Consider the following 22571-nt stretch of genomic DNA (forward strand, 5'->3'; position numbering starts at 1 on the left):
ATTCATCGGGTTGGTCAGGTTTCTCGACTAGGCTATTTGCCATGGCCATAAGGCTTTAAGGGGAGAGGGAATGTTCTATTCAGGGCATTACAAGCGGTTGCTGGGGGGGCTGCTGGGCCTGCTGTTTGCTGCTTGTCTGAGCGCGGCTGAAACCATTCGAGTGGGAGCTGCACATTTCCCGCCTTACGTAACCAAGGTCGATTTGCAGGAGGCCAGCGGTTTGCTGCCGCAATTGCTGGAAGCGCTGAACCGTGAGCAGGCCGATTACCGATTCATCATGCTGCCGACCGCCATCGTGCGGCGTTTTGGCGATCTGCAGCGTGGGCGCATCGACATGGCGATCTTCGAGAACCCCGAGTGGGGCTGGCAGGATATAGAGGCGGATGTGGTGGACATGGGCCTGGAGGACGCGGAGTTGTTCGTGGCGCGGCAAGAAGCCCAGCGTGGCCAGGAGTATTTCGCGCAACTGGCCGGCAAGCGCCTGGCGCTCTACCGCGGTTACCACTACGGTTTCGCCGATTTCAACAGCGACCCGGAGTACCTCAGCCGCACCTTCAACGCCAATCTCGGCCATTCCCATGACAGCAACCTGCTGATGGTGCTGCGTGGACGGGCCGATATCGCCCTGGTCACCCGATCCAACCTCTATGACTTCATCGCGCGTAACGCGGACAAGCTCGATCAGTTGCTGATATCGGAGCGGGTCGATCAGGTTTATCGCCATCACGCGCTGATTCGTCGGGGCGCGCCGATCAGCGCGGCGCAGTTCGCCGAACTGCTCGAACGCCTGCGGCAGAAGGGCGAGCTGGCACGCATCTTCGACCCCTACCAGATTGCCGTCAGGCCAGTCGCAGAGGGTAGCTCAGCAGCAGGAACTGAGTCAGATTGAGCGCCCCGTGCAGGGCGATGGCCGCGCTCAGGCGGCCCGTGCAATGGAAGGCCAGGCCATAACCGAGCCCGGCCACGGTGGCCACCAGGGCGAAGGCCGGGCTGAATGGCAAGTGCGCGGCGCCGAACAACCCAGCCGTGAGCAGCAGTCCCGGCCATTGCCCCAGGCGCTGGATCAGCATGGGCTGCAGCAGCCCGCGAAACAGCAGCTCTTCGGCCAGCACCGCGACGCCCAGGTTGACCGCCAGCCAGAGCAGCAGATCCTGCGGCCATTTGGGCTGCCAGGCCACCACGCCCAACAACCAGGCCAGGCTGGGTGCCAGCAACAGCGTTGCAACGGTTATAGGCCAGATGTACAGCCTGCCAGCCGCTTTCCGTTCGTCGCGCCCAGCCCACCAGGCCAGCAGCGCCGCGCCGACCAGCGCCTTGTCCCAGGACAGGCGCAAGGCATAGGGCGGCGCGTCCAGGCTGATCTGCCGAGCGGGCCAGAGCTCGGTAGGGCGAAAACCGGGGAGCAGGTGGGCGGCCAGGGCAATGCCCAGGCTCAGTACCAGCAGTTGCCAGAAGAAGGCGGGCAACAGGCGTTGACCGGCAAGCACCAGGGCGCTGAAGGCGGCCCCCAGTAGCAGGCCGGGGAGGGTGATGGCCTCGACGGCGTAGCCGAATGCCAGCACCAGGGCCGGCAGCAGCAAACGCAAATGCAGGGCAATGCCGCTGGCCGGCGTAGGAGGGCGGTTCAACGTTCGCGGGCGTCCTTGGCGTCCTGCTCGGCATTGCGTTCATGGATGCGTTTGAGCTGCTCCTCGCTCAACGGCAGTTCCTTCGCCGTGTCGCGCAGCATCATCAGGCCGCCGATGATGGAGCCCAAGGCCAGGATGAGGATGAGCCAGGCGTACCAGGGCATGATCGATTCCTCTTGCGGTTCAAACCCTCACCATACTCGCCCGGCAGGAGCTTGTCAGGCGTGGCAGAGCGCTGTCAGTGCGTGAATGGTTGTCACATGGTGGCAACTTGATGCTGTTTCAATGACGGCTTCCGCATTCAGGGAGAGACCGCCCCATGAGCCATGCCAGCGCTCTGCAGTCCCTGCTTCGCAGGGTGACGCCACTGGCGCCGCAGATGAGCATCAACGAAGTGGCCGACCGCCTGCTCACGCCCGAGCACAAGGCGTTTCTGTCGCTGCCGGTGGTGGCCGAGGATGGCCGGCCGCTGGGCCTGGTCAGCCGTACCCGGCTGCAGGACATCTTCATGCAACGCTTCGGCCGCGACCTGCGTGGGCGCCACCCGGTCAGCGAGGTGATGAACCTCGAACCGCTGGTGGTCAGCCTGACGGACGATCTGGAAACGGCTGCCAAGCAGGTCACCGGGCAATTGCAGTACCCCATTACCGAGGATTTCATTCTGGTCGACGAGCAGGGCGCTTACTGCGGTCTGGGCACCGTGCTCGACCTGCTCAAGGCCATGGAGGCGCGCATCGCCCAGCGCAACCGGGTGCTGCGCCAGGCATTGGTCGACCTCAAGGAATCCCAGGCACAGTTGCTGCAGTCGGAGAAGATGGCGTCGCTCGGGCAGATGGTCGCCGGTGTCGCCCACGAGCTGAACACACCGCTGGGCTATGTGAAGAACAACGTGCAACTGCTGCGCGAGCTGAGCGAGCCGCTGTTCGACCTGGCGGCGGCGCAGGCCCAGCTGGGGCAGTGCCTGAATGATCCCGCCTGCGACGAAGCGACCCTGGCCGAAGCCCTGCAAGCGGCCGAGCGAGCCCGCCAGCAGGCCGCGCCGGAGCTGCTCGCCGAGGATCTGCAGCAGCTCTATGGTGACACGCTCTATGGCCTGGAGCAGATCGCCGAGCTGGTGGTGGGCTTGAAGGATTTCGCCCGCGTCGATCGCGCCATGAGTGAGGAAATCGACCTTAACGATTGTATCCGCAGCGCCTTGCTGATCGCCCGCAACCACCTCAAGGACAAGGTCGAAGTGGTGCAACAGCTCGGCGAACTGCCGCGCATCGCCTGCGCGCCGTCGCAGATCAACCAGGTGTTGCTCAACCTGCTGACCAACGCCGCCCAGGCCATCGATGGCAGGGGCCGTATCCAGATTCGCAGCTGGGTGGACGAGCAGGGCATCCACATCTCGTTGCAGGACAACGGGCGCGGTATGCCGCCGGAGGTCATGGCGAAGATCTTCGATCCCTTTTTCACCACCAAGCCGGTCGGCCAGGGCACCGGCCTGGGCCTGTCCATCAGCTACAAGATCGTGCGTGACCACGGAGGGCAGATACGCGTGGCGTCCGAACCTGGCCGGGGCACGCGTTTCCTCATCAGCTTGCCGCTGCCCACTGCCGCCACCCTGAAAAGGAGTGCCTGAAATGACCGCACCCGTTCGCATCCTGTTCGTCGATGACGAGGAGCGCATTCTGCGCAGCCTCGCCATGCAATTTCGCCGTCATTACGAGGTACTCACCGAGAGCGACCCGCAACGCGCCTTGCAGCGTCTGCGTGAAGAGTCGGTGCATGTCCTGGTGAGCGACCAGCGCATGCCGCAGATGACCGGGGCGCAGTTGCTGGCCGAGGCGCGCGAGATCGCACCGAACACTCTGCGCATCCTGCTCACCGGCTATTCCGACCTGGACGCTGCCGTCGAGGCGCTGAACGACGGTGGCATCTTCCGTTACCTGACCAAACCCTGGGATCAGCAGGAAATGGCCTTCACCCTGCGCCAGGCAGCCGAGCTGGCCATGCGCCAGAGCCAGCCGACACTGCCACCGCTCGACAACCAGCTATCGGCGCCCCTGACCCTGCTGTCGCTGGATGACGACCTCGATACCCTGGCCGTGGTCGACGAGTTCTGCGCTGCTGGCGGCCATCGCCTGCTGCGTGCCCGCAACCTGGCCGAGGCCATGCTGCAACTCAATAGCGAAACGGTGGACATCCTGGTCAGCGATCTGAAACTGGCCGGCGAAGACACCGCGCCCCTGCTCAAGACCCTGGCCCAGGCTCATCCGCGCCTGCTCAGCCTGGTGGTCACCCCGTTCCAGGACACCCAGGCCCTGCTGCGCCTGGTCAACGAGGCGCAGATCTTCCGTTACCTGCCCAAGCCGGTGCGCCGTGGTCTGTTCGAGAAAGGGCTCAAGGCCGCCGCCGAGCAGGTGTTGATCTGGCGCACGCAGCCGCAACAGACGGTCACGCGCCTGGCCGAGGTGCCGCGCGACGAGCGTGAGCAGGAGAAGGTGGGCAGCCTGATGGGCATGCTCGGGCGTTTGCGCGAGCGCTTGATTGCCTGACAAGCCTGAAAACCTTGTAGGAGCGAGCTCTGCTCGCGAAAACGCGTTCGCGAGCAGAGCTCGCTCCTACGGCATCCCCCAGCGTATTTCCAGTAAGACCTTGCCTGTGTGCTGGGCTTAGGCCATGACCAGCGCCAGCGAGCTTTGCGCTACAATGCGCGGCGTTTTTGTCCTGTCCGAGACCCGCCCATGCCCGCCTGCCAGACCCCGATCATCGTCGCCCTCGACTTTCCCAGCTCCGACGCCGCCCTGGCCCTGGCCGATCGGCTCGATCCGGCACTGTGCCGGGTCAAGGTGGGCAAGGAGCTGTTCACCCGCAGCGGGCCGCAGGTGGTCGAGGCCTTGCAGAACAAGGGCTTCGAGCTGTTTCTCGACCTGAAATTCCACGACATTCCCAACACCACCGCCATGGCGGTCAAGGCCGCGGCGGAGCTGGGGGTGTGGATGGTCAACGTGCATTGCTCCGGCGGCCTGCGCATGATGGCCGCCTGCCGCAACGAGCTGGACAAGCTGGCCGGCGCCAAGCCGTTGCTGATTGGCGTGACGGTGCTGACCAGCATGGAACAGCAGGATCTGGCTGGCATCGGCCTGGACGTGCCGCCACAGGAGCAGGTGCTGCGTCTGGCCAGCCTGGCCGCCGACGCCGGGCTCGATGGTCTGGTCTGCTCGGCGCAGGAAGCCAGCGCGCTCAAGGTGGCACAACCGCAACTGCAACTGGTCACCCCGGGAATTCGCCCGGCTGGCAGCGCTGCCGACGACCAGAAGCGCATCCTCACTCCGCGTCAGGCACTGGATGCCGGCTCCGACTATCTGGTGATCGGTCGCCCCATCGCTCAGGCCGCCGACCCGGCCCAGGCGCTGGCTGCCGTGGTCGCCGAGCTGCGCGCCTGAGCCCTGTAGCCCGAATGAAATCCGCGGCGGTCCGGCATGCCGTCCGATCTTTCCCGGATTTCATCCGGGCTACCGCTGATTGCGGCACCGCGCTGGTGCAGTCGTCATCAGCGCCCTGCATGACCCACCACTCCAACGCCTGATAGTGCTGCTCGCCGCCTGGCTTGCTGGCTAGACTCGTCGCGATCTCCAATCGCTGCGAGGAAGCACAGATGAGCATGAGGTTCTCCGGCCAGGTCGCCCTGGTCACCGGTGGTGCCGCCGGCATCGGCCGCGCCACGGCCCAGGCCTTCGCTGCCGAAGGGCTCAAGGTGGTGGTGTCCGATGTCGATGTGAGTGGCGGCGAAGGTACTGCCGCGCTGATTCACGCAGCCGGTGGTGACGCCTACTTCGTGCGCTGCGACGTGACCCACGACGCCGAGGTCAAGGCGCTGATGGACGCCACCCTGGCCCAGTACGGCCGCCTGGACTACGCCTTCAACAATGCCGGCATCGAGATCGAGCAGGGCAAGCTGGCCGACGGCAGCGAGGCCGAGTTCGACGCCATCATGGGCGTCAACGTCAAGGGCGTATGGCTGTGCATGAAGCACCAGATTCCGTTGTTGCTGGCTCAGGGTGGTGGCGCCATCGTCAACACCTCCTCGGTGGCGGGCCTGGGCGCGGCGCCGAAAATGAGCATCTACGCCGCCTCCAAGCATGCGGTGATCGGCCTGACCAAGTCGGCGGCGATCGAGTACGCGAAGAAGAAAATCCGCGTCAACGCCGTGTGTCCGGCGGTGATCGACACTGATATGTTTCGCCGCGCCTATGAAGCCGACCCGCGCAAGGCCGAGTTCGCCGCCGCCATGCACCCGGTCGGGCGCATCGGCAAGGTGGAGGAAATCGCCGCTGCGGTGCTCTATCTGTGTAGCGACCACGCCGCTTTCACCACTGGCCATGCCCTGGCAGTGGATGGTGGGGCTACGGCGATCTGATCGGCTCGCGGTAGAAACGACAAAGGTCAGGCCGCGCGCTTGCCTGCCGTGAGAACCGCCAGGGTCAGCAACCCGGCGACGATGCCCCAGAACGCCGAGCCGACGCCGAGCAGAGTCATGCCCGATGCGGTGACCAGAAAGGTCACCAGCGCCGCTTCGCGCTCGTTCGGCTCACTCATGGCCTGGGTCAGGCCGCCGATGATCGAGGCGAACAGCGCCAGCGCGGCGATGGACAGGATCAGCGCCGCCGGCAGCGCGGCGAACAGCGCCGCCAGGGTGGCGCCGAAGATGCCGGCGATGCCGTAGAACACCCCGCACCAGACTGCAGCGGTGTAGCGCTTGCGCGGGTCTTCATGGGCTTCCGGGCCGGCGCAGATCGCCGCGCTGATCGCCGCCATGTGGATGCCGTGACTGCCGAACGGTGCCATCAGCACCGACACCAGGCCGGTGCTGGTCAGCAGCGGCGAGGCCGGCACGTCATAACCATTGGCACGCAGCACGGCCATGCCCGGCAGGTTCTGCGAGGCCATGGCGACGATGAACAGCGGGATGCCGATGCTGATGGCGGCCGACAGCGAGAAACTCGGCGTAGTCCACTGCGGTGTGGCCAACTCCAGGTGAAAATCGCTGAAATCCAGCAGGCCGAACACGCCGGCCAGCACGCTGCCGACGATCAGCGCGGCGAGTACTGCATAGCGCGGCCACAGGCGCTTGCCGAACAGGTAGGCGAGCAGCATCGCCAGTACCAGCCAGGGTTGCTGCTCGGCGGCGTTGCAGATTTCCAGGCCGATCTTGAACAGCACACCGGCAAGCAGGGCGGCGGCAATGGAGGCGGGGATGCGGCGCATCAGGCGGTCGAAGGTGCCGGTCAGGCCGATCAGCACGATCAGCCCGGACGCCAGGATGTAGGCGCCGATGGCCTCGCCGTAGGACACCTGCGGCAGGCTGGTGATCAGCAGCGCGGCACCGGGCGTCGACCAGGCGATCATCACCGGCGCGCGGTAGCGCAGCGACAGCACGATGCAGCACAGCGCCATGCCGATCGACAGCGCCCAGATCCACGAAGAAATCTGCCCATTGCTCAGCCCGGCGGCCTGGCCGGCCTGGAACATCAGCACCAGCGAGCTGGTGTAGCCGGTGAGCATGGCGATGAAACCCGCCACGACCGACGAGGTGGAGCTATCACTCAGTGGGCGCAGACGGGGAAGGGTTGCGTCTTGCATCAGAACAGTCCTGTATCGATGACGATGGGGTACAGCGAAGCGACCAGCAGCAATGCCATACCGATGTTGAAGGCACGCAGGGCGCGCGGGTTGTCCAGCCACTTGCGCAGCAGACTGCCGGCCACCGTCCACAGGCCGACGCTGGGGCAGTTGACCAGGGCGAACAGGGCGGCGATGAATAATACGTTGGTGAAGAAGCCTTCGTGCGGCGTGTAGGTGGTGATGGCGCCGATGGCCATGATCCAGGCCTTGGGGTTGACCCATTGGAAGGCCGCCGCCTGGAGGAAGGTAAAGGGTTTGGCGCTTGGTGTATCACGGCCTTGCGGCGCGCCGGCCTGGGCGATCTTCCAGGCCAGGTACAGCAGGTAGGCGGCGCCGCCGTAGCGCAGCACCTCGTGCAGCACCGGCAGGCGCTCGAACACCTGGCCCAGGCCCATGCCCACGGCAATCACCAGCACCATGAAGCCGAGGCTGATGCCGAGCATGTGCGGCAGGCTGCGGCGAATGCCGAAGTTCACCCCGGAGGCCAGCAACATCATGTTGTTCGGGCCGGGGGTGATGGAGGTGACGAGGGCGAAGGCGACGAAAGCCAGCAGCAGTTCAGGGGTCATTGTGCTTCTCCGTTGAGCGAGCACCAGCCTATTGCGCGGCTCGGGCGCCGTCGCGATACAGCCAGCGGCGTGATGAGCCGTACAGTCTGGCTGGGCAAGCGGCTGATCTCTGGTTAGCCTTGTCTTTTTTCGGACAAGGAAGCCCCATGCATTCGGATAACCCTTACAGTGCTCCGCAGGTCGAACTGATCGATGATCTGCCGGTGCGGCAGCTCCCAGGCTGGAATGTGCGTCAGTTGCAGGTGCTTGGCTGGTTGGCGCTGATGTCGGCACTGGGCAGTGGACTGATGCTGGGTGTCATTTTCGCTAGCAGTTGGTTGGGTCATACAGAACAGGTGCAGGTCGAGCGCTATACCCGTTGGCTGGGGCTGTTGCTGATGTTGCTGGGCAACTATCTGTTGATTCGGCTCAAAAGCTTCATCGAACAGCGTTTTGCTGCGCAGGGGGTGAGCTGGCCAGTCTGGATCATCGTTGTTCTGGCCCTGGTCAGCGGGATGATGGACTTCATGGTTGGAGATCAGCTATTCAAGGCGCTTAGCGTGCTGACCATCGCCTATCTGGGCCTGGTGGTACTGATGGGACTTGGCATTACCTGGTTCGGTATCCGTTTGCTCAAGGTGAGGCTGGCGTACGTTTCTCTGCGGATCATGGCCTGGCTATCTATTGCCAGTGGTGTGATGTTCGCCAGTGTGCTGTTGTTGCCGCTGGCTGTATTGCCGGCACTGGTGGTTTGCGTGGCGCAGGGCTTGGTGTTCTTTCGCGGAGCGAGCGAGCTACGCGAGCAGCAGGCTACCGCATGATGTGAGCTGTGGCTGCGCCTGCTAGCAGGTCGTTGAAAAACGTAAGCGAGGCAGGCTGTTTTTAAGGTTCATCGCATTTTCCAGGGGGGAATGCCTGGTTGACACCGGACTGGCAAGTTTGTGTGTTGGCTTGTTGGTTGTTCGGGGATCTGTTCCGGATTGCCGCGTTTTTGTTGATGTTTTTGGTTTCGCCCTCCCGGGCGAGTCACTTTTGGGGCAAAAGTAACCAAAACCTCCGCCCTTTCATCCGGCCCTGGCTGCGCCAGGGTTCGCTCACTCCATCGCCGTTCCAGAGGCCCGCCGCGGTGGGCCATCCCTGGCCCATCGCGGCTCTCGCGACATCCATGTCGCTCAACCTCTTCCACGGCGATTCCGTTCGCCCTCCTGGGCGGGCTCTGCACGCGCCTGAACCCTAGGTAACCCAGAATTAGTGTGGAGTGCTTGAACATGGGTCAGCCTTAGGGCTGACCAGAATGCCGGCTTAAGGCCGGCAAGCTATTCAAGCGAATGAAACTACGCGAATGAAAGTTTTGGTTTAACCCGGCGGCCACGCCATGGTTCCACTGCTACCAGAGCACGCCGGGCATGCCCGGAACCAATGTACGTTCAGGCGCGCTAACTCCCCCTTCAGGAGGCCGAACGCAGGCATTGCGCAGGGGGCGAGCGGCATGGATGCCGCGAGAGGCTTAAAGGGCCAGGGATGGCCCTTGTAAGCCGACCCCGAAGCGATGCCGGAGTGAGGGAAGTCTCGCGAAGCGAGACCCGGATGGCGGGGGTGCGTTTCTTTTGCTTACTTTTCTTTGCGCATTTCAAAGAAAAGTGAGTCGCCCGAGGGGGCGAAACAAGGAGTTTCCGAACACACCGAAGCGGCGTCCAGAACACCAAATAACACACAAACTTGCCAGTCCGGTGTCAATACTGATTTCCCGAGACTCCGCGAAGAACCTCGAAAAACGTATGCGAGGCAGACTGTTTTTAACGACGGCCAGGTAATGCACGACTGCATGGATGCAGAAGGTAGGGCGACGCAGGAAGCCAAAGCCGAGGTGGTTTTTCAACGGCCTGCTAGGCACGTCCCCGCGCCAGCGCCCGGTTGACCGCCAGCCAGCCGTTCACCGCGTCTTCACCCATCTCGTCGAAGACCCGTTGCAGCAGGCGCGCCTGCTCGCGGCGCAGGGCCTGTTCCAGTTTGGCGCCCTCGGGCGTGAAACCCAGCAGGCGCTTGCGCTTGTCGTCCGGCGCGGCCTCGCTGCGTACCAGGTTCATCTCGATCAGTTGCCGCAGTGGGGTGTTCAGTGCCTGCTTGCTGACACCCAGGTAGCCGAGCAGCTCGGTCATGTTCAGCCCCGGGTACTTGGCGATGAAGAACAGAATACGGTGATGCACCCGTGACAGGCCGCGCTTGGCGAGCATTTCGTCCGGCTTGGCGGTAAAGGCCTGGTAGCCGAAGAAAAAGGCCTCCATGGCCGCCTGCTGCACGCCTGCGTGCCTCATCGTCGGTGTTGCCTGTCGACCATCCTGCTGGCTGTCGCTGGCTGTCGTGGCAAATTTCCCAGGAAAACTTTTTAGGTCAGCCATATTGACGTATCTCTGGGTGGCGGCGTAATTTCGGTCAAGAAGTTTGACTCAATTTTCCGACTTTGGCACCCCAGGACATCCCATGGCCTTCTCCGAACGCATCGCCCGCCTGAAAAGCTCCCTGATCCGTGAAATCCTTGCCGCGGCGCAGCGCCCCGAGGTGATGTCCTTCGCCGGTGGCCTGCCGGCCGAGCCGATGCTGCCGAAGGTGGACTGGGCCGAGATGCCGGCGAGCATGGGCCAGTACGGCATGAGCGAGGGTGAACCGGCGCTGCGTGAGGCCATCGCCGCTGAGGCGCGTGCCCTGGGCGTGCCCTGCGAAGCCAGCCAGGTGCTGATCGTCAGTGGTTCGCAGCAGACCCTGGATCTGGCCGCCAAGCTGTTCATCGATCCGGGCACCGAGGTGCTGCTCGAGGCGCCGACCTATCTGGCCGCGCTGCAGGCCTTCCAATTGTTCGGGGCGGATTGCATCAGCGTGCCGCAGGAGGCCGACGGCCCCGAGCTGGCGGCGCTGCGTCAGCGCCTGGAGAACCACAAGCCGGCTTTCGCCTACCTGATTCCGACCTTCCAGAACCCGTCCGGCACACGCTACAGCGAGGCCAAGCGCGACGCCGTGGCGGCGTTGCTCGACGAGTTCGGCGTCACCCTGATCGAAGACGAGCCGTATCGCGAACTGGTGTTCGACGCCGGCAGCGCCACGCCCATCGTCAGCCGCCTGCAGAAGGCCAGCTGGATCTACACCGGCACCGTGTCCAAGACCCTGCTGCCAGGCCTGCGCGTGGGCTATCTGATTGCCACGCCTGATCTGTTCCCGCACCTGCTGCGCCTGAAACAGTCGGCCGACCTGCACACCAACCGCATCGGCCAGTGGCAGGCACTGCAGTGGTTGGGCAGCGAGCAGTATCGCGGCCATCTGGCCGAACTGCGCGACTTCTACCGTGTGCGCCGTGATGCCATGCAGGCCGCGCTGGTCGAGCACTTCGGCGAGCTGGCCACCTGGGAAATCCCGCAGGGCGGCCTGTTCTTCTGGCTGACCCTCAAGCAGCCGCTGGATACCCGCACGCTGCTCGATGCCGCATTGGCGCAGAACGTCGCCTTCATGCCGGGCGAGCCGTTCTTCATCGACCCGGACGCCAATCCGGGTCATCTGCGGTTGAACTTCAGCCATGTGGCCCCGCAGCGCCTGGGCGAGGGGCTGCGCCGGCTGGCTGCGGTAATCCGTGAAGCGCAGGGCGCGTGATTAAGGTTTACCCCTGTAGGCGCGGCTGGGCGGCATTGCGCTTCAGCCGCGATTTGCGCGGATAAATCCGCTCCTACAAAAGCTGGGGTGATTGGCGGCGAGCTTGCCGCGAGGATCGATAGGGAGGGCAAGGCGATGTACAAGGTCTACGGCGATTACCGTTCGGGTAACTGTTACAAGGTCAAGCTGATGCTGCATCTGCTGGGTAAGGAGTACCAGTGGATTGGCGTCGATATTCTCAAGGGCGAGACGCAGAGCGAAGCCTTCCTGGCCAAGAACCCCAACGGCAAGATTCCGGTGCTGGAGCTGGAAGATGGCACCTGCCTGTGGGAGTCCAACGCCATCCTCAACTTCCTCGCCGATGGCAGCGAGTTCCTGCCCCGCGAGCCGCGCTTGCGTACCCAGGTGTTGCAGTGGCAGTTCTTCGAGCAGTACAGCCATGAGCCTTATGTGGCGGTGGCGCGTTTCATCCAACTCTACCAGGGCATGCCCGAGGAGCGCCGCGAGGAGCACGCGCGCTGCCTGAAAGGCGGTTACAAGGCCCTCAAGGTGATGGAGAAGCAACTGGAGTGCACGCCCTATCTGGTCGGGGGGCAGTACTCCATCGCCGATATCGCCCTGTACGCCTATACCCATGTGGCGGACGAAGGCGGTTTCAGCCTCGAGGCCTTTCCGGCCATTCGCGCCTGGCTAGACCGTGTGGCCAGTCATCCGCGGCATGTGAGCATGCTCAGCTGAGGTGCGGCACATCCAACCAGGGCTGGACAATGGCCGCGTAGTGCGGATAATCCAGCCCATCCTCCCCATTACCTTGGCCTCGCCACCTCATGCGCAAATCCCTGCGTACCGCCCTGATCTGGATGCTGATGCTGGCCCTGCCGGCACAGGCCATGGCGGCGCTCGGCATGCAGTTGTGCGAGCAGGTGCATCGCACCAGCGCCTTGCAGATGAGCGCCGAGCGGCACGAGGCTCATGGCACGCGCCATGACATGGGCAATGGTGCACATGACATGCATCAGACGGCCAGCGCCGTGGCCAGTGACGACAGCCCGGGCGATAGCAGCCTATGTACCCTGTGCGCCTTCTGCGTGGGTGTCGCCACTCCCAGTCAGCCCTTCTTCAACCATCCCATCTTGCAGAGCGTTCAGCCGGCGTTGGCCTGGCCGGATCGTCTCGTAATCGGCGTGGTCGACACGCCCGAGCGCCCACCCCGTTCCATTCTCGCCTGAGCCCCCTGGTTAGCGCCGTAAAGCGGCGCCTGTAGCTCACGCGGCCGCCTGGCCGCTGCATGCGAGAACACATCATGAATCTGCATCCCCTTGTCGGGTGGTCGCTGGGCATCGTCGCCCTGGCACTACCTGGCATCCTCTGGGCCGCCCAGCCCGATCCGCTGGACGCCAGCGCGGCTGTGCCGGCGCAGGATTACCGTTCCCCCCTGAAAGACTATCGCGCCCAGGCTGACGAGCCGCTGCAGGACTGGCGCGCGGCCAACGATCTGGTCGGCCGTATCGGCGGCTGGCGCCGCTACAGCATGGAAGGTTGGGAACAGCCGGCCGAGCAGGGCGTCGAGCCCGCCGAGGGAGGTGATCATGCCCATCACCATTAAACCCCTGATGCTGCTCTGCGCAACGCTGCTGCTGGCCGGCTGCGCCAGTTTCAGCCAGGACGGCGGCTTTGGCCCGGTGCAGCAGGTCGCCGAAAGCCGCCTGGACAAGCAATTACTCTGGGCGCGGGACGAAGAAGAGCGCAGCCAGATCGAGACGCGTGTCGCCGAGTTGCTGGCCGAGCCCTTGAGTCTGGACGCCGCCATCCAGTTGGCACTGCTCAATAACCGTGGCCTGCAGGCGTCCTTCGACGAGCTGGGTATCGGTGAGGCCGAGCGGGTGCAGGCCGGGCGCCTGCCCAATCCCGGTTTCTCCTACGGCCGCCTGGAAAAGGGTAGCGAGGTGGAGTACGAGCGCGGTCTGCACCTGAACCTGGCGCGCCTGGTCGCGCTGCCGATGACCTCGCGCATGGAAGGGCGTCGTTTCGAGCAGTTGCAGCGCCGTACCAGCCTGGCGGTGGTCGAGCTGGCCAGCGAGACCCGCAAGGCCTGGTACCAGGCAGTCGCCGCCGAGGAGAGCCGCGTCTATGCGCAGCAGGTGCTGGAGGCAGCCGAGGCCAGCGCCGAGCTGGCGCGCAGGCTGGCGGCCGTCGGCAACTTCAGCAAGCTGCAGCAGGCGGAACAGCAAAGCTTCTATGCCGAGGCTGGTATCGCGCTGCTGCGTGCCGAGCAGGCGCGGGTCTCCAGTCGCGAACGCTTGACCCGGCTGCTGGGCCTGTGGGGTGAGCAGCTCGCCTATCGCTTGCCCGAACGCTTGCCGACGCTGCCTGAACAGGCCGAGGAACTGCCGGATGTGGAGCGTGTGGCCATGAGTCAACGCCAGGATATCCAGGCCATGCGTCTGGACACCGAGCGCCTGGCGCAGAACCTCGGGCTGACCCGCACCACGCGCTTCATCAACGTGCTGGAGCTGGGCGTGGTGAACAACCGTTCCAACGAAGAGCCGACCCAGCGCGGCTACGAGATCAGCGTCGAACTGCCGCTGTTCGATTGGAGCGGAGCCAAGGTGGCGCGGGCCGAGGCGCAGTACCGCCAGGCGCTCAACCGCGCCGCCGAGACGGCGATCAACGCCCGCTCGCAGGTGCGCGAGGCCTACCAGGCCTACCGCAATGCCTTCGAGCTGGCGCGTCATTATCGCGTCGAGGTGTTGCCGCTGCGCCAGCGCATGGCCGAGGAAAACCTGCTGCGCTACAACGGCATGTTCATCAGCACCTTCGAGCTACTTGCCGATGCGCGCCGCCAGGTGCAAGCGGTGGATGGCTACCTGCAGGCGCAGCGTGATTTCTGGCTGGCCCGCGCCGATCTCGACATGGCCCTGCTGGGCGCCCCCAATCCCTCGCTCGCCGCGACGCCTGCCGCCAGTGCCGAGCCGGCCGCTGGCGGCCACTGAACAAGGAACTGCTGATATGGTTTCACGACGTGACTTCTTTCTCGGCGCCAGCGCCATCGGCGCCGCAGTGGCCTCCTCGGCGGTCAGCCGGGTGGCCATGGCCGCACTGCCCGAGCCGGTGCTGCAGGCCAGTGCTGATACGCAACCACCGCTACAACCGAACAGCGGGCGGCCCTATAACCCGGTGGTGACCCTCAATGGCTGGACCCTGCCGTGGCGCATGAACGATGGCGTCAAGGAGTTCCACCTGGTCGCCGAGCCGGTGGTACGCGAACTGGCGCCTGGCTACAAGGCCCACCTGTGGGGCTACAACGGCCAGTCGCCGGGGCCGACCATCGAGGTGGTGGAGGGCGACCGGGTACGCATCTTCGTCACCAACAAGCTGCCTGAGCACACCAGCATCCACTGGCACGGCCAGCGCCTGCCCAACGGCATGGATGGTGTCTCGGGTCTGACCCAGCCGGCGATTCCGGTGGGCAAGACCTTCGTCTACGAGTTCGTCGCGCGCCGCCCCGGCACCTTCATGTACCACCCGCACGCCGACGAGATGGTGCAGATGGCCATGGGTATGATGGGTTTCTGGGTCACCCACCCCAAGGAACATCACCCGCTGATCAGCGAGGTGGATCGCGACTACTGCTTCCTGCTCAATGCCTACGACATCGAGCCTGGCGCTTACACGCCGCAGATCATGCAGATGCTCGACTTCAACCTGTGGACCTTCAACAGCCGCGTGTTCCCCGGCATTGATCCACTGGTGGCGCGCCAGGGCGAACGGGTGCGTCTGCGGGTCGGCAATTTGACCATGACCAATCACCCCATCCACCTGCACGGTCACGAGTTCGAGGTCACCGGTACCGACGGCGGGCCGACACCGCTGGGCTCGCGCTGGCCGGAGGTGACCACTGACGTGGCGGTTGGGCAGATGCGCCAGGTGGAGTTCATCGCCAACGAGGAGGGTGACTGGGCGCTGCACTGTCACAAGAGCCACCACACCATGAATGCCATGGGCCACGACCTGCCGACGCTGGTCGGCGTCGATCATCGCGAGATGACTGGCAAGATCGCCAAGCTGGTGCCCGATTACATGGTCATGGGCGAGCGCGGCATGGCCGACATGGCCGAGATGCAGATGCCGCTGCCGGACAACACGGTACCGATGATGACTGGCGACGGCCCCTTCGGCTCGGTGGAGATGGGCGGCATGTTCACCGTGCTCAAGGTGCGCAAGGAGCAGGCCGCTGGGGATTACCACGACCCTGGCTGGTTCAGGCACCCGCCAGGCACGCAGGCCTATGAATGGAATGGCGCACTGGCAAAGCCCAGTCGCTCGCATGCGGGAGGCGGGCAGTCGATGCCGCTCGAGCAGCCGGTCGACACGCCGGTTGAAGTACAGGTACGCAAACCTGGCGGGCATGCCGGGCATTGAATCACGGGCGGGCTGCCGTGAGTGGCCCGTTTATCACGCATGATGGAGAACGACTCGATGAAGACACTACCGCTATTGGTTCTGACCCTGAGCGGGCTGCTCGTCAGCCCGGTGATTCTGGCCCACGATGAAGAGCACATGAAGCATCAGGCCATGGACATGTCCAGGCCCATGGAGCAGATGCCCTGGGGCATCGCTGGCGAGGCCGGGAAGGTCGACCGCAGCATCGACATTCGCATGAGCGACCAGATGCGCTTCACCCCGGATCGGCTACAGGTCAGGCAAGGAGAGCGCGTTCGTCTGGTCATCCACAATGATGGACAAACGCTGCACGAGTTCGTGCTCGGCACCCGCGCCGATCTGGACAAGCATGCCGAGATGATGGCCAGGTTTCCCGGCATGGAGCACGACGAGCCCTACATGGCGCATGTCGCACCTGGGCAGACCGGGGAGATCATCTGGACATTCAACCGCGCAGGAGAATTCGATTTCGCCTGCCTGATCGCCGGTCATTACCAGGCCGGCATGACCGGCAGCATCGAAGTGTTGGCTCAATGATCTACAGGAGGAAAAACACGATGAAGCACATCATGATCGCAGCCTTGACCGCCCTGATCAGTTTCAGCCTGCAAGCTGCCGAACCCATGCCATTGAGCCAGGGCGAGGTGCGCAAGATAGATGGCAGTGCGAAGAAAATCACCCTGCGCCATGGCCCCATCGCCAGCGTGGGCATGCCGCCGATGACCATGGTCTTCGAGGTCGATCCGCCCAGCCTGCTGGAGCAGGTGGCGGTGGGGGACAAGGTGAGGTTTCAGGTAGAGCAGCGCGGCAGCCGTTATGTGGTGACCGAGTTGCAACCTGAGGAGAAATAAGCGCGGGGATTGCAGCGGTCGCCCCCTGGTGGGGCGACCGTTACATCGATCAGTTCAGGCTGTCGCTCAGGGCTTTGGCCGGCACCAGCTTGACCACCTTCTTGGCGGCGATCTCGATGCTCTTGCCGGTTTGCGGGTTGCGACCGGTGCGGGCCGGGCGCTCGCTCACCTTCAGCTTGCCGATGCCTGGCAGGGTGATCTCACCGTCGTTTTCCAGTGCGTCACCGACGATCTCGGCCAACTGGTCGATCAGGCCACGCACGCTGGCCTTGGGCAGGGAAGCGGCTTCGGCCAGGTCACTGATCAGTTGGTCTTTGGTCATTGCCATGATGTAACTCCATATGCGGGTGAGAGATTCGGTGCGCCGAAGGCCGCTATGGCAGGCGGCGCCGAAAACCAGAAGAAGCTAGCACAAACGTACTTTAACGCCAGTGTCAGGGCTTTCTTTCCGATAGGGCTTAGTGTCGCAGGACGTGCCGGGGTTCCAGGCGGCGGATGAAAACCTAGGCTGGAAATTGGCTGATAAGCTCTCGGGATAAAGGCTTACAGAAAGACTGTCAGAATTTATCTTGACGCGATTCGATTGCAGCTCGCCAGCCTGGACTATGCTGAGACATATCCGCTTGGTACTGAGGTGCAATCATGTTGCGTATCTTCGCCGACCTTGGCTTCCGCTGGAAAATCGCCCTGCCAATTCTGCTGCTGGCCGCGTTGCTGGTGATCATGGGAGCGCTGGGCATGCGTGGCATCACCCAGGTCGCCGCCTCCAGTACCATCCTCACGCAGCAACACCTGCCTGCCATCAGTCTCCTGCTCAATGCGGATCGAGACCTGTACCAGGCCTTCGTGGCTGAGCGCAGCCTGCTTGATGAGGATGTCGCTGGCAATGTCGAGGAACTGCGTGCATTCCACGCCGAAAACCTGCAGCAAGCCTATGAGCGCGTGCACAAGTTCGCCGCTCTGCAGCCCGGTGCCGAGGCGCTCGCCCTGGTCGCCGAGTTCGACCAGGGCTTCGAGCGCTGGAAGGCCACCTCCGCGCGGGTCATGCAGTTGGCCACGAGCGATGCCCAGGCGGCCAGCAGGCTCAGCTTCGGTGAAAGCGAAGAGCATTTCCAGGCGGCACGTTCTGCCCTAGACAAGCTCGGCGAGCTGGAGGATGAGGCCGCCAATGCCGAGGGTGCCGCTGCCATCGCCACAGGGCAGGCCCTGTCCTGGCAGCAGGGCATGTTGATTGTCGTTGGCTTGTCCCTGTGCCTGCTGCTGGTGCTGGGCTTTCCCTTGCTGGTGACGCGTCCTTTGCACAATCTGTTGCACCGTATCGAGCAGATCGCCGATGGCGACGGCGATCTGCGCGTGCGCCTCGAAGTGTTCTCCAAGGATGAGCTGGGTCGGCTCAGCCATGCCTTCAACCGCTTTCTCGACAAGCTGCAACCCTTGATCAAGGAAGTCGGGCGAGTAACCGACGAAGTGGCCGATTCGGCCAGGAGTCTGGCCGGCCTGGCGGCTGCCAACGACCGTCTGATCAGCAGCGAACATGCAGCGGTCGACCAGGTGAGCACCGCGGCGACGCAAATGAGCGCGGCAGTGCATGAGGTGGCCCGTAATGCCCAGAATGCCGCAGATGCCGCGCGCAGCGCCGAACAGCAATCACGGGACGGTGCGCAGGTAGTCGGTGCCACCATCGGCTCTATCCGCCAACTGGCGCAGGAGGTGGAGAGCGCCTCCTCGAGCATTCAGACTCTGGAGCAGGACGCGGCCAACATCGGTGCCGTGCTGGCGGTGATCAAGGGCATTGCCGATCAGACCAACCTGCTGGCGCTCAATGCCGCCATCGAGGCAGCACGTGCCGGTGAGCAGGGGCGGGGGTTCGCCGTGGTGGCCGACGAGGTGCGTGCACTGGCGGCCCGCACCCAGGAGTCCACCAAGGACATTCAGGACATGATCGAGCGGCTGCAGATCGGTGTGCAGAATGCCGTCAAGGCGACGCACATGGGCAGCGAACGGGCGCGGCAGAGCGTGGAGCAGGCCGCGGGCGTCGATCAGGCCCTGAGCGCCACCGGCGACTCGGTGCAGCGCATCAATGACATGGCGGCGCAGATCGCCACGGCCTGCGAGGAGCAGAGCAGCGTCACCGAAGAGATCGCACGCAACATCAGCGACATTCGCGAGCTGTCCAACGAGGCTTCGCAAACCGCCGAGCAGAGCACCATTGCCAGTCGGCACCTGTCCGACCTGTCCCATGGCCTTGCCCAGTTGGTGGGGCGTTTTCGGGTCTGATGACTCGCCTGGTGCTTCTAAGTGCTTGAGGCGGTTGTAAGTTTGCATTTAGTCGTTACAATGGCGCGGCCCGTCGCAATGACGGGCTTCGTTATGGTGGGCCCTGCCGGTCCCCTCGCAACGATTACCCGTGAACCTGGTCAGGCCCGGAAGGGAGCAGCCACAGCGGGAACATCGTGTGCCGGGGTGTGGCTGGTAGGGTTCACCTCCAGTGACCTAAGTCATTGATTCTGAACGGTTTTTCACTCCAGTCCATGCAGTGGTACAAGGAGTGATACATCCGTGTCTACTGTCCCGTCTTACCTTCTTCTGTCGCGCCATTCGGTCTTCTATTTCCGTATCGTGGTGCCTGAAGTCATTCGCCCTTTGTTCCCCCAGCGGGAGATACGCAGGTCGCTCCAGACGCGCTGCCGTAGGGAGGCGTTGATCCGTGGGCGTGAGCTTCTGCTGCAGGCCCAGCGACTGTTCACAGAGGCGTTCCAGGGGCGTCGGCCATCGTTGGACCTCCTGAAGGGCGCCTGGGAGGCGGGTGGGAAGCGCGTCGCTAGCTGGGCCTCCTGGCTGCGCCAGCAGCAGTTGGTTAGTACCTTCGAGGCCGTGATAGCTAATCCTCGGGAGCAGCCGAGCAGGGGGCCGCAGAAGGCCAATACGGTCCCCATTCGTGACGAGCCGCCGCTGGCCCCGTTGTTCTCCAAGGTCGTCGACGAGTACCTGCGACAGCAAGCTCGGGAAGGTGTCTCTACCAAGACCCTGGACGACAAGCGGGCAATGGCTTCCCTGTTCGTCCGCGTCATCGGAGACCACCCGATAAACCTCATCACCCGCAAGGAGACACAGCAGTTCCGGGAGACCGCGTTGAAGCTGCCGCCACGGATACACCAGCTGTCCGTCACGTCCCTGGAGCAGGCCATTGCCGAGGCCAAGACCACCATCAGTCAGACCACGTTCAACAACTACGTGAAGAACCTGACGACGTTCTTCGCCTATGCCATCCGGGAGGGGTACTGCGATAAGAACCCGCTCTACAGACTTGGCATCAAGCGCAGGGGGAAGGTGAACCAGGAGCGTTCGGCGTTCACTGAGGCCGACCTGAAGGCCTTGTTCGATAGGAGCAGGTACGCGCCTGCAAATGGGCCTAAGCCAAACCAGTATTGGCTGCCCCTGTTGGGGCTCTATACGGGCGCACGGCTGAATGAACTGTGTCAGCTGTACCTGGACGATATCGTGGTCGTTAATGGTGTGGACTGTCTTCACATACGAAAGGGGCGGCCGGACCAGAAGCTCAAGAACGATGGCTCTGAGCGTTTGGTCCCGATTCACTCTCGCCTGAAGGCCCTTGGGTTCATGGAGTATGTCGCCAGCCTGCGTGTAGATGGGCATGCGCGGCTATTCCCGGAGCTGACCCTTCACAAGAAGCATGGCTACAGCGCTGCCCCCTCCAAGTGGTTTGCTCGGGTTAGGGCGCAGCTGGGCTTTGAGGGGAAGAAGGACTTCCACAGCTTCCGGCATACATTCGCAGATCATTTGAAGCAGAAGGGGGTGTCTGAGGCGCTGGTCGGCGGTGTGCTGGGGCACCAGACAGGCGGGATAACATTCGGTCGTTACGGGAAAGACTTCAGGCCTGAGGTGCTGGCGCCTGTAGTAGAGATGGTTGATTTGGTGGCGCTCTAGCTCTTGTCGGCCTCATTCGGCCGCTTGGTGCGCTTCCTAAGCGTTTTCCCGGTGGCCCCGAGCGTCGCCAGGGCATCGGCTCGTTCGTTGCCCAGCGTGCCATTGTGGCCCCTTAACCACCTGACAGTGACGTCCTTCTCCTGCAGTAGTTGATCCAGGCGCTGCCATAGGTCGAGGTGCTTAGGCTGCTTCTTGTCAGACTTTCTCCAGCCGTTGGCCTTCCAGGCTTCCAGGTGTCCATTGCAGGCGTTGGCGATGTATTCGCTATCGGTGTGAAGGGTGATAGGCGCAGGCTGAGTGCATCGCTCCAGGGCCTCGACCAAGGCCAGGAGTTCGGCTCGGCTGTTAGTCTGCTCCTGAGCCTCTGGGACTGGCCCGGCAAGCTCCAGGGTGTCGCCTTGCGGGTTGGTCAGAACAGCGCCCCAGCCTGCTCTAGCGTTGGGCTTTCCGTTGTTGGTGCATGCGCCGTCGGTGTAGATGGTGTAGGTGTTCATGGGTAAGTGTTCCTTGTCTGAAGTGCAGGCAGACCTCTCCCTCCTGACGTTTCTCAGGTGGAGACTTCCAGTGATGTGGTTCAGGTGGACGAGGCCGAAGGCCTGCGGGGGAAGACCAAACGCAGAGGGGGCGCCATACGCTGGCTGGGTGTAGGGCTGAGAGCTTCGCTCGGAGATGGCCTTGGTGCTGGTCTTTGCTTGGTTTGCCATTGAAAGGGCTACTACAACAATCGCACCAGAGCGAACGCCCGGAGACCTCTGGGAGGCAGTGGTCTTGGTGGTCTTTTATATTACTAGGGGCTTCTCCACCCCCCTGATACCAGCGGCCTGCAGCGAAGATCTGCCGCCATTTTTGGCGGTTCTGAGTACCCACTGCTGCAATGTTTGGTCTCTGGCCTGAAGGTCACCTTTCCATGCGTACCAAGGGTGGAGGCTGATTTTCATTGGCCAGTATCGGCCTTGGTGTTTGCGCTCAATCAGACGATGCCGCTCCAGATCAGCCAAAGCCCGCTCGGCGTTACGCTGCGGAGTGCCCAATGCCTCGGATAGCTCAGCTATGGAGCCAAACCAGATGTTGCGAGCCGACAGCCCGCAGGCAAGATACTTAAATACCCTGACGGCCTTGTCGCTCAGCCCGGTATCAAGAAGGCTCAGGATCTTGTCGGCGTCATAAACCAGCCGATCTATCCACCAGTCAAATGTCTGGACAGCCCGCCATAGCTCCTCATCGTTTCTGGCGTGATTGACCCAAGGTGTATCAAGCCCAACATCGGGAGCACTCCTCAGGTCACGCTTCGTCAATGCTAAGGGAGCCTCCTGCATTTGATCTGTGAGATTCAGGATTTCGCCTGACTCGATATCGACATAAAAGCGATGGCCCAGCTCATAAGAGAGAACAGCAACAGTCTTGGTCTCGACGTCACTGAGGGCAGCGCTCGGTAGTTGTTCCATGGGTCCCCCTTAGCGGCTCAGTTCAGCCGGGGTGAGCGCCTTCCCGCCCATGCGATTGACCGGGCCAAGCTGCAGCCAGTGAGGGGCGTTCTTGTCGTCCTGTGCAAGCGCCAGGAGGTCGGTAAGCGATTTGCTCAGGCCAGCGACTAGGGCCAGTTCCAGGGCTTCGCCCAGGCGTGTATCGCGGCCCTTCCGCTTTGCCAAGGCGTTGGCCAGGGCGACCAACTGGGTGGCATGGTCGCGGAGCATATGGACATGGAAGCGCACCAGGGGAGCAGGTAGTTGATGTTTCATTGGGTAGTGTTCCTTTGTGATAGGCGAACGCCAGCGCCCTGCCAGGGGTAGCCCTGCAGGTGTCGGGAGGTGTCGCCGGGGGAGTGCTCTGGGGCAGGAAAGACG

25 protein-coding genes, 1 other RNA gene and 1 pseudogene are annotated in these 22571 nt (G+C 63.3%); 18 read left to right on the forward strand and 9 right to left on the reverse strand.

Annotated features, from left to right (window positions below):
- Positions 1 to 70: 70 nt before the first annotated feature.
- Positions 71 to 889, forward strand: coding sequence for a substrate-binding periplasmic protein (locus ACSVIK_RS19465; RefSeq protein ID WP_442445867.1), 819 nt, complete (start codon positions 71 to 73; stop codon positions 887 to 889).
- Here ACSVIK_RS19465 and ACSVIK_RS19470 read toward each other — a convergent pair.
- The gene (locus ACSVIK_RS19470) at positions 840 to 1598 is read right to left on the reverse strand and encodes a CPBP family intramembrane glutamic endopeptidase (RefSeq protein ID WP_442445898.1); all 759 of its coding nucleotides are present in this window, start codon (positions 1596 to 1598) and stop codon (positions 840 to 842) included. The genes ACSVIK_RS19465 and ACSVIK_RS19470 overlap by 50 nt on opposite strands.
- A 26-nt stretch (positions 1599 to 1624) precedes the next feature.
- The gene (locus ACSVIK_RS19475) at positions 1625 to 1792 is read right to left on the reverse strand and encodes a DUF2897 family protein (protein ID WP_442445868.1); all 168 of its coding nucleotides are present in this window, start codon (positions 1790 to 1792) and stop codon (positions 1625 to 1627) included.
- Positions 1793 to 1947: 155 nt separating this feature from the next.
- On the opposite strand from ACSVIK_RS19475, the gene ACSVIK_RS19480 reads away from it, so the two are divergent.
- From ACSVIK_RS19480 to ACSVIK_RS19495, 4 genes are all read left to right on the forward strand, one after another.
- The gene (locus tag ACSVIK_RS19480; RefSeq protein WP_442445869.1) at positions 1948 to 3252 is read left to right on the forward strand and encodes an ATP-binding protein; all 1305 of its coding nucleotides are present in this window, start codon (positions 1948 to 1950) and stop codon (positions 3250 to 3252) included.
- Position 3253: 1 nt separating this feature from the next.
- Positions 3254 to 4168 (forward strand): response regulator, encoded by a 915-nt coding sequence (locus tag ACSVIK_RS19485; RefSeq protein ID WP_442445870.1) that lies wholly within the window; start codon positions 3254 to 3256, stop codon positions 4166 to 4168.
- 189 nt (positions 4169 to 4357) lie between these two features.
- Entirely contained in the window at positions 4358 to 5059 is a 702-nt protein-coding gene (gene pyrF / locus ACSVIK_RS19490) for an orotidine-5'-phosphate decarboxylase (RefSeq protein WP_442445871.1), read from the forward strand.
- A 212-nt stretch (positions 5060 to 5271) separates the two neighbouring features.
- Entirely contained in the window at positions 5272 to 6033 is a 762-nt protein-coding gene (locus tag ACSVIK_RS19495; protein WP_442445872.1) for an SDR family oxidoreductase, read from the forward strand.
- Between the two features lie 26 nt (positions 6034 to 6059).
- Here the strand turns inward: ACSVIK_RS19495 and ACSVIK_RS19500 are convergent, their stop codons facing one another.
- Both ACSVIK_RS19500 and ACSVIK_RS19505 read right to left on the reverse strand, forming a co-directional pair.
- Positions 6060 to 7256, reverse strand: a complete 1197-nt coding sequence (locus ACSVIK_RS19500; protein WP_442445873.1) for a benzoate/H(+) symporter BenE family transporter — start codon at positions 7254 to 7256, stop codon at positions 6060 to 6062.
- Complete coding sequence (locus ACSVIK_RS19505; RefSeq protein ID WP_442445874.1) at positions 7256 to 7867, reverse strand: LysE family translocator; 612 nt, start codon at positions 7865 to 7867, stop codon at positions 7256 to 7258. Before ACSVIK_RS19505 ends, ACSVIK_RS19500 begins: the two co-directional genes overlap by 1 nt.
- A 146-nt stretch (positions 7868 to 8013) precedes the next feature.
- On the opposite strand from ACSVIK_RS19505, the gene ACSVIK_RS19510 reads away from it, so the two are divergent.
- Positions 8014 to 8667 (forward strand): hypothetical protein, encoded by a 654-nt coding sequence (locus ACSVIK_RS19510; protein WP_442445875.1) that lies wholly within the window; start codon positions 8014 to 8016, stop codon positions 8665 to 8667.
- A gap of 1065 nt (positions 8668 to 9732) precedes the next feature.
- Here the strand turns inward: ACSVIK_RS19510 and ACSVIK_RS19515 are convergent.
- On the reverse strand, positions 9733 to 10161 hold the full coding sequence (locus tag ACSVIK_RS19515) for a MarR family transcriptional regulator (protein WP_442445876.1): 429 nt from the start codon (positions 10159 to 10161) through the stop codon (positions 9733 to 9735).
- A gap of 166 nt (positions 10162 to 10327) precedes the next feature.
- Between ACSVIK_RS19515 and ACSVIK_RS19520 the strand changes: the two genes are divergently transcribed.
- The 8 genes from ACSVIK_RS19520 (at position 10328) to ACSVIK_RS19555 (ending at position 16779) form a co-directional block, all read left to right on the forward strand.
- The gene (locus tag ACSVIK_RS19520) at positions 10328 to 11485 is read left to right on the forward strand and encodes an aminotransferase-like domain-containing protein (protein ID WP_442445877.1); all 1158 of its coding nucleotides are present in this window, start codon (positions 10328 to 10330) and stop codon (positions 11483 to 11485) included.
- A 135-nt stretch (positions 11486 to 11620) separates the two neighbouring features.
- Positions 11621 to 12223 (forward strand): glutathione S-transferase family protein, encoded by a 603-nt coding sequence (locus ACSVIK_RS19525; protein ID WP_442445878.1) that lies wholly within the window; start codon positions 11621 to 11623, stop codon positions 12221 to 12223.
- Positions 12224 to 12312: 89 nt separating this feature from the next.
- On the forward strand, positions 12313 to 12714 hold the full coding sequence (locus ACSVIK_RS19530; protein ID WP_442445879.1) for a hypothetical protein: 402 nt from the start codon (positions 12313 to 12315) through the stop codon (positions 12712 to 12714).
- A gap of 74 nt (positions 12715 to 12788) precedes the next feature.
- Complete coding sequence (locus ACSVIK_RS19535; RefSeq protein WP_442445880.1) at positions 12789 to 13091, forward strand: hypothetical protein; 303 nt, start codon at positions 12789 to 12791, stop codon at positions 13089 to 13091.
- The gene (locus ACSVIK_RS19540) at positions 13075 to 14478 is read left to right on the forward strand and encodes a TolC family protein (protein ID WP_442445881.1); all 1404 of its coding nucleotides are present in this window, start codon (positions 13075 to 13077) and stop codon (positions 14476 to 14478) included. Before ACSVIK_RS19535 ends, ACSVIK_RS19540 begins: the two co-directional genes overlap by 17 nt.
- Before the next feature lie 16 nt (positions 14479 to 14494).
- Entirely contained in the window at positions 14495 to 15907 is a 1413-nt protein-coding gene (locus tag ACSVIK_RS19545) for a multicopper oxidase family protein (RefSeq protein ID WP_442445882.1), read from the forward strand.
- A gap of 57 nt (positions 15908 to 15964) precedes the next feature.
- The gene (locus ACSVIK_RS19550) at positions 15965 to 16465 is read left to right on the forward strand and encodes a cupredoxin domain-containing protein (protein WP_442445883.1); all 501 of its coding nucleotides are present in this window, start codon (positions 15965 to 15967) and stop codon (positions 16463 to 16465) included.
- Between the two features lie 20 nt (positions 16466 to 16485).
- Positions 16486 to 16779, forward strand: coding sequence for a copper-binding protein (locus ACSVIK_RS19555; protein WP_442445884.1), 294 nt, complete (start codon positions 16486 to 16488; stop codon positions 16777 to 16779).
- A 49-nt stretch (positions 16780 to 16828) separates the two neighbouring features.
- On the opposite strand, the gene ACSVIK_RS19560 is transcribed toward ACSVIK_RS19555, so the two are convergent.
- The gene (locus ACSVIK_RS19560) at positions 16829 to 17107 is read right to left on the reverse strand and encodes an HU family DNA-binding protein (RefSeq protein WP_442445885.1); all 279 of its coding nucleotides are present in this window, start codon (positions 17105 to 17107) and stop codon (positions 16829 to 16831) included.
- A gap of 314 nt (positions 17108 to 17421) precedes the next feature.
- Between ACSVIK_RS19560 and ACSVIK_RS19565 the strand changes: the two are divergent.
- From ACSVIK_RS19565 to ACSVIK_RS19580, 4 genes and pseudogenes are all read left to right on the forward strand, one after another.
- Positions 17422 to 18198 (forward strand): annotated as a pseudogene (locus ACSVIK_RS19565) (MCP four helix bundle domain-containing protein); the annotation flags it as partial.
- 132 nt (positions 18199 to 18330) lie between these two features.
- Positions 18331 to 19056: a methyl-accepting chemotaxis protein gene (locus ACSVIK_RS19570; protein ID WP_442445899.1), complete on the forward strand. Its 726-nt coding sequence runs from the start codon at positions 18331 to 18333 to the stop codon at positions 19054 to 19056.
- A gap of 104 nt (positions 19057 to 19160) precedes the next feature.
- Positions 19161 to 19257: signal recognition particle sRNA small type (gene ffs / locus ACSVIK_RS19575), an RNA gene on the forward strand.
- Between the two features lie 141 nt (positions 19258 to 19398).
- Positions 19399 to 20727 (forward strand): tyrosine-type recombinase/integrase, encoded by a 1329-nt coding sequence (locus ACSVIK_RS19580; RefSeq protein WP_442445900.1) that lies wholly within the window; start codon positions 19399 to 19401, stop codon positions 20725 to 20727.
- Here the strand turns inward: ACSVIK_RS19580 and ACSVIK_RS19585 are convergent.
- The 3 genes from ACSVIK_RS19585 to ACSVIK_RS19595 form a co-directional block, all read right to left on the reverse strand.
- On the reverse strand, positions 20724 to 21221 hold the full coding sequence (locus ACSVIK_RS19585; protein WP_442445886.1) for a ribonuclease H family protein: 498 nt from the start codon (positions 21219 to 21221) through the stop codon (positions 20724 to 20726). The two genes, ACSVIK_RS19580 and ACSVIK_RS19585, sit on opposite strands and share 4 nt — an antisense overlap.
- A 285-nt stretch (positions 21222 to 21506) precedes the next feature.
- Positions 21507 to 22172, reverse strand: coding sequence for a hypothetical protein (locus ACSVIK_RS19590; RefSeq protein ID WP_442445887.1), 666 nt, complete (start codon positions 22170 to 22172; stop codon positions 21507 to 21509).
- 9 nt (positions 22173 to 22181) lie between these two features.
- Positions 22182 to 22466 (reverse strand): hypothetical protein, encoded by a 285-nt coding sequence (locus ACSVIK_RS19595; protein ID WP_442445888.1) that lies wholly within the window; start codon positions 22464 to 22466, stop codon positions 22182 to 22184.
- Between the last annotated feature and the right edge of the window lie 105 nt (positions 22467 to 22571).

Origin of the sequence: Pseudomonas sp. NCHU5216 (genome assembly GCF_052156495.1) — a bacterium.
Classification (GTDB): Bacteria; Pseudomonadota; Gammaproteobacteria; order Pseudomonadales; family Pseudomonadaceae; genus Aquipseudomonas.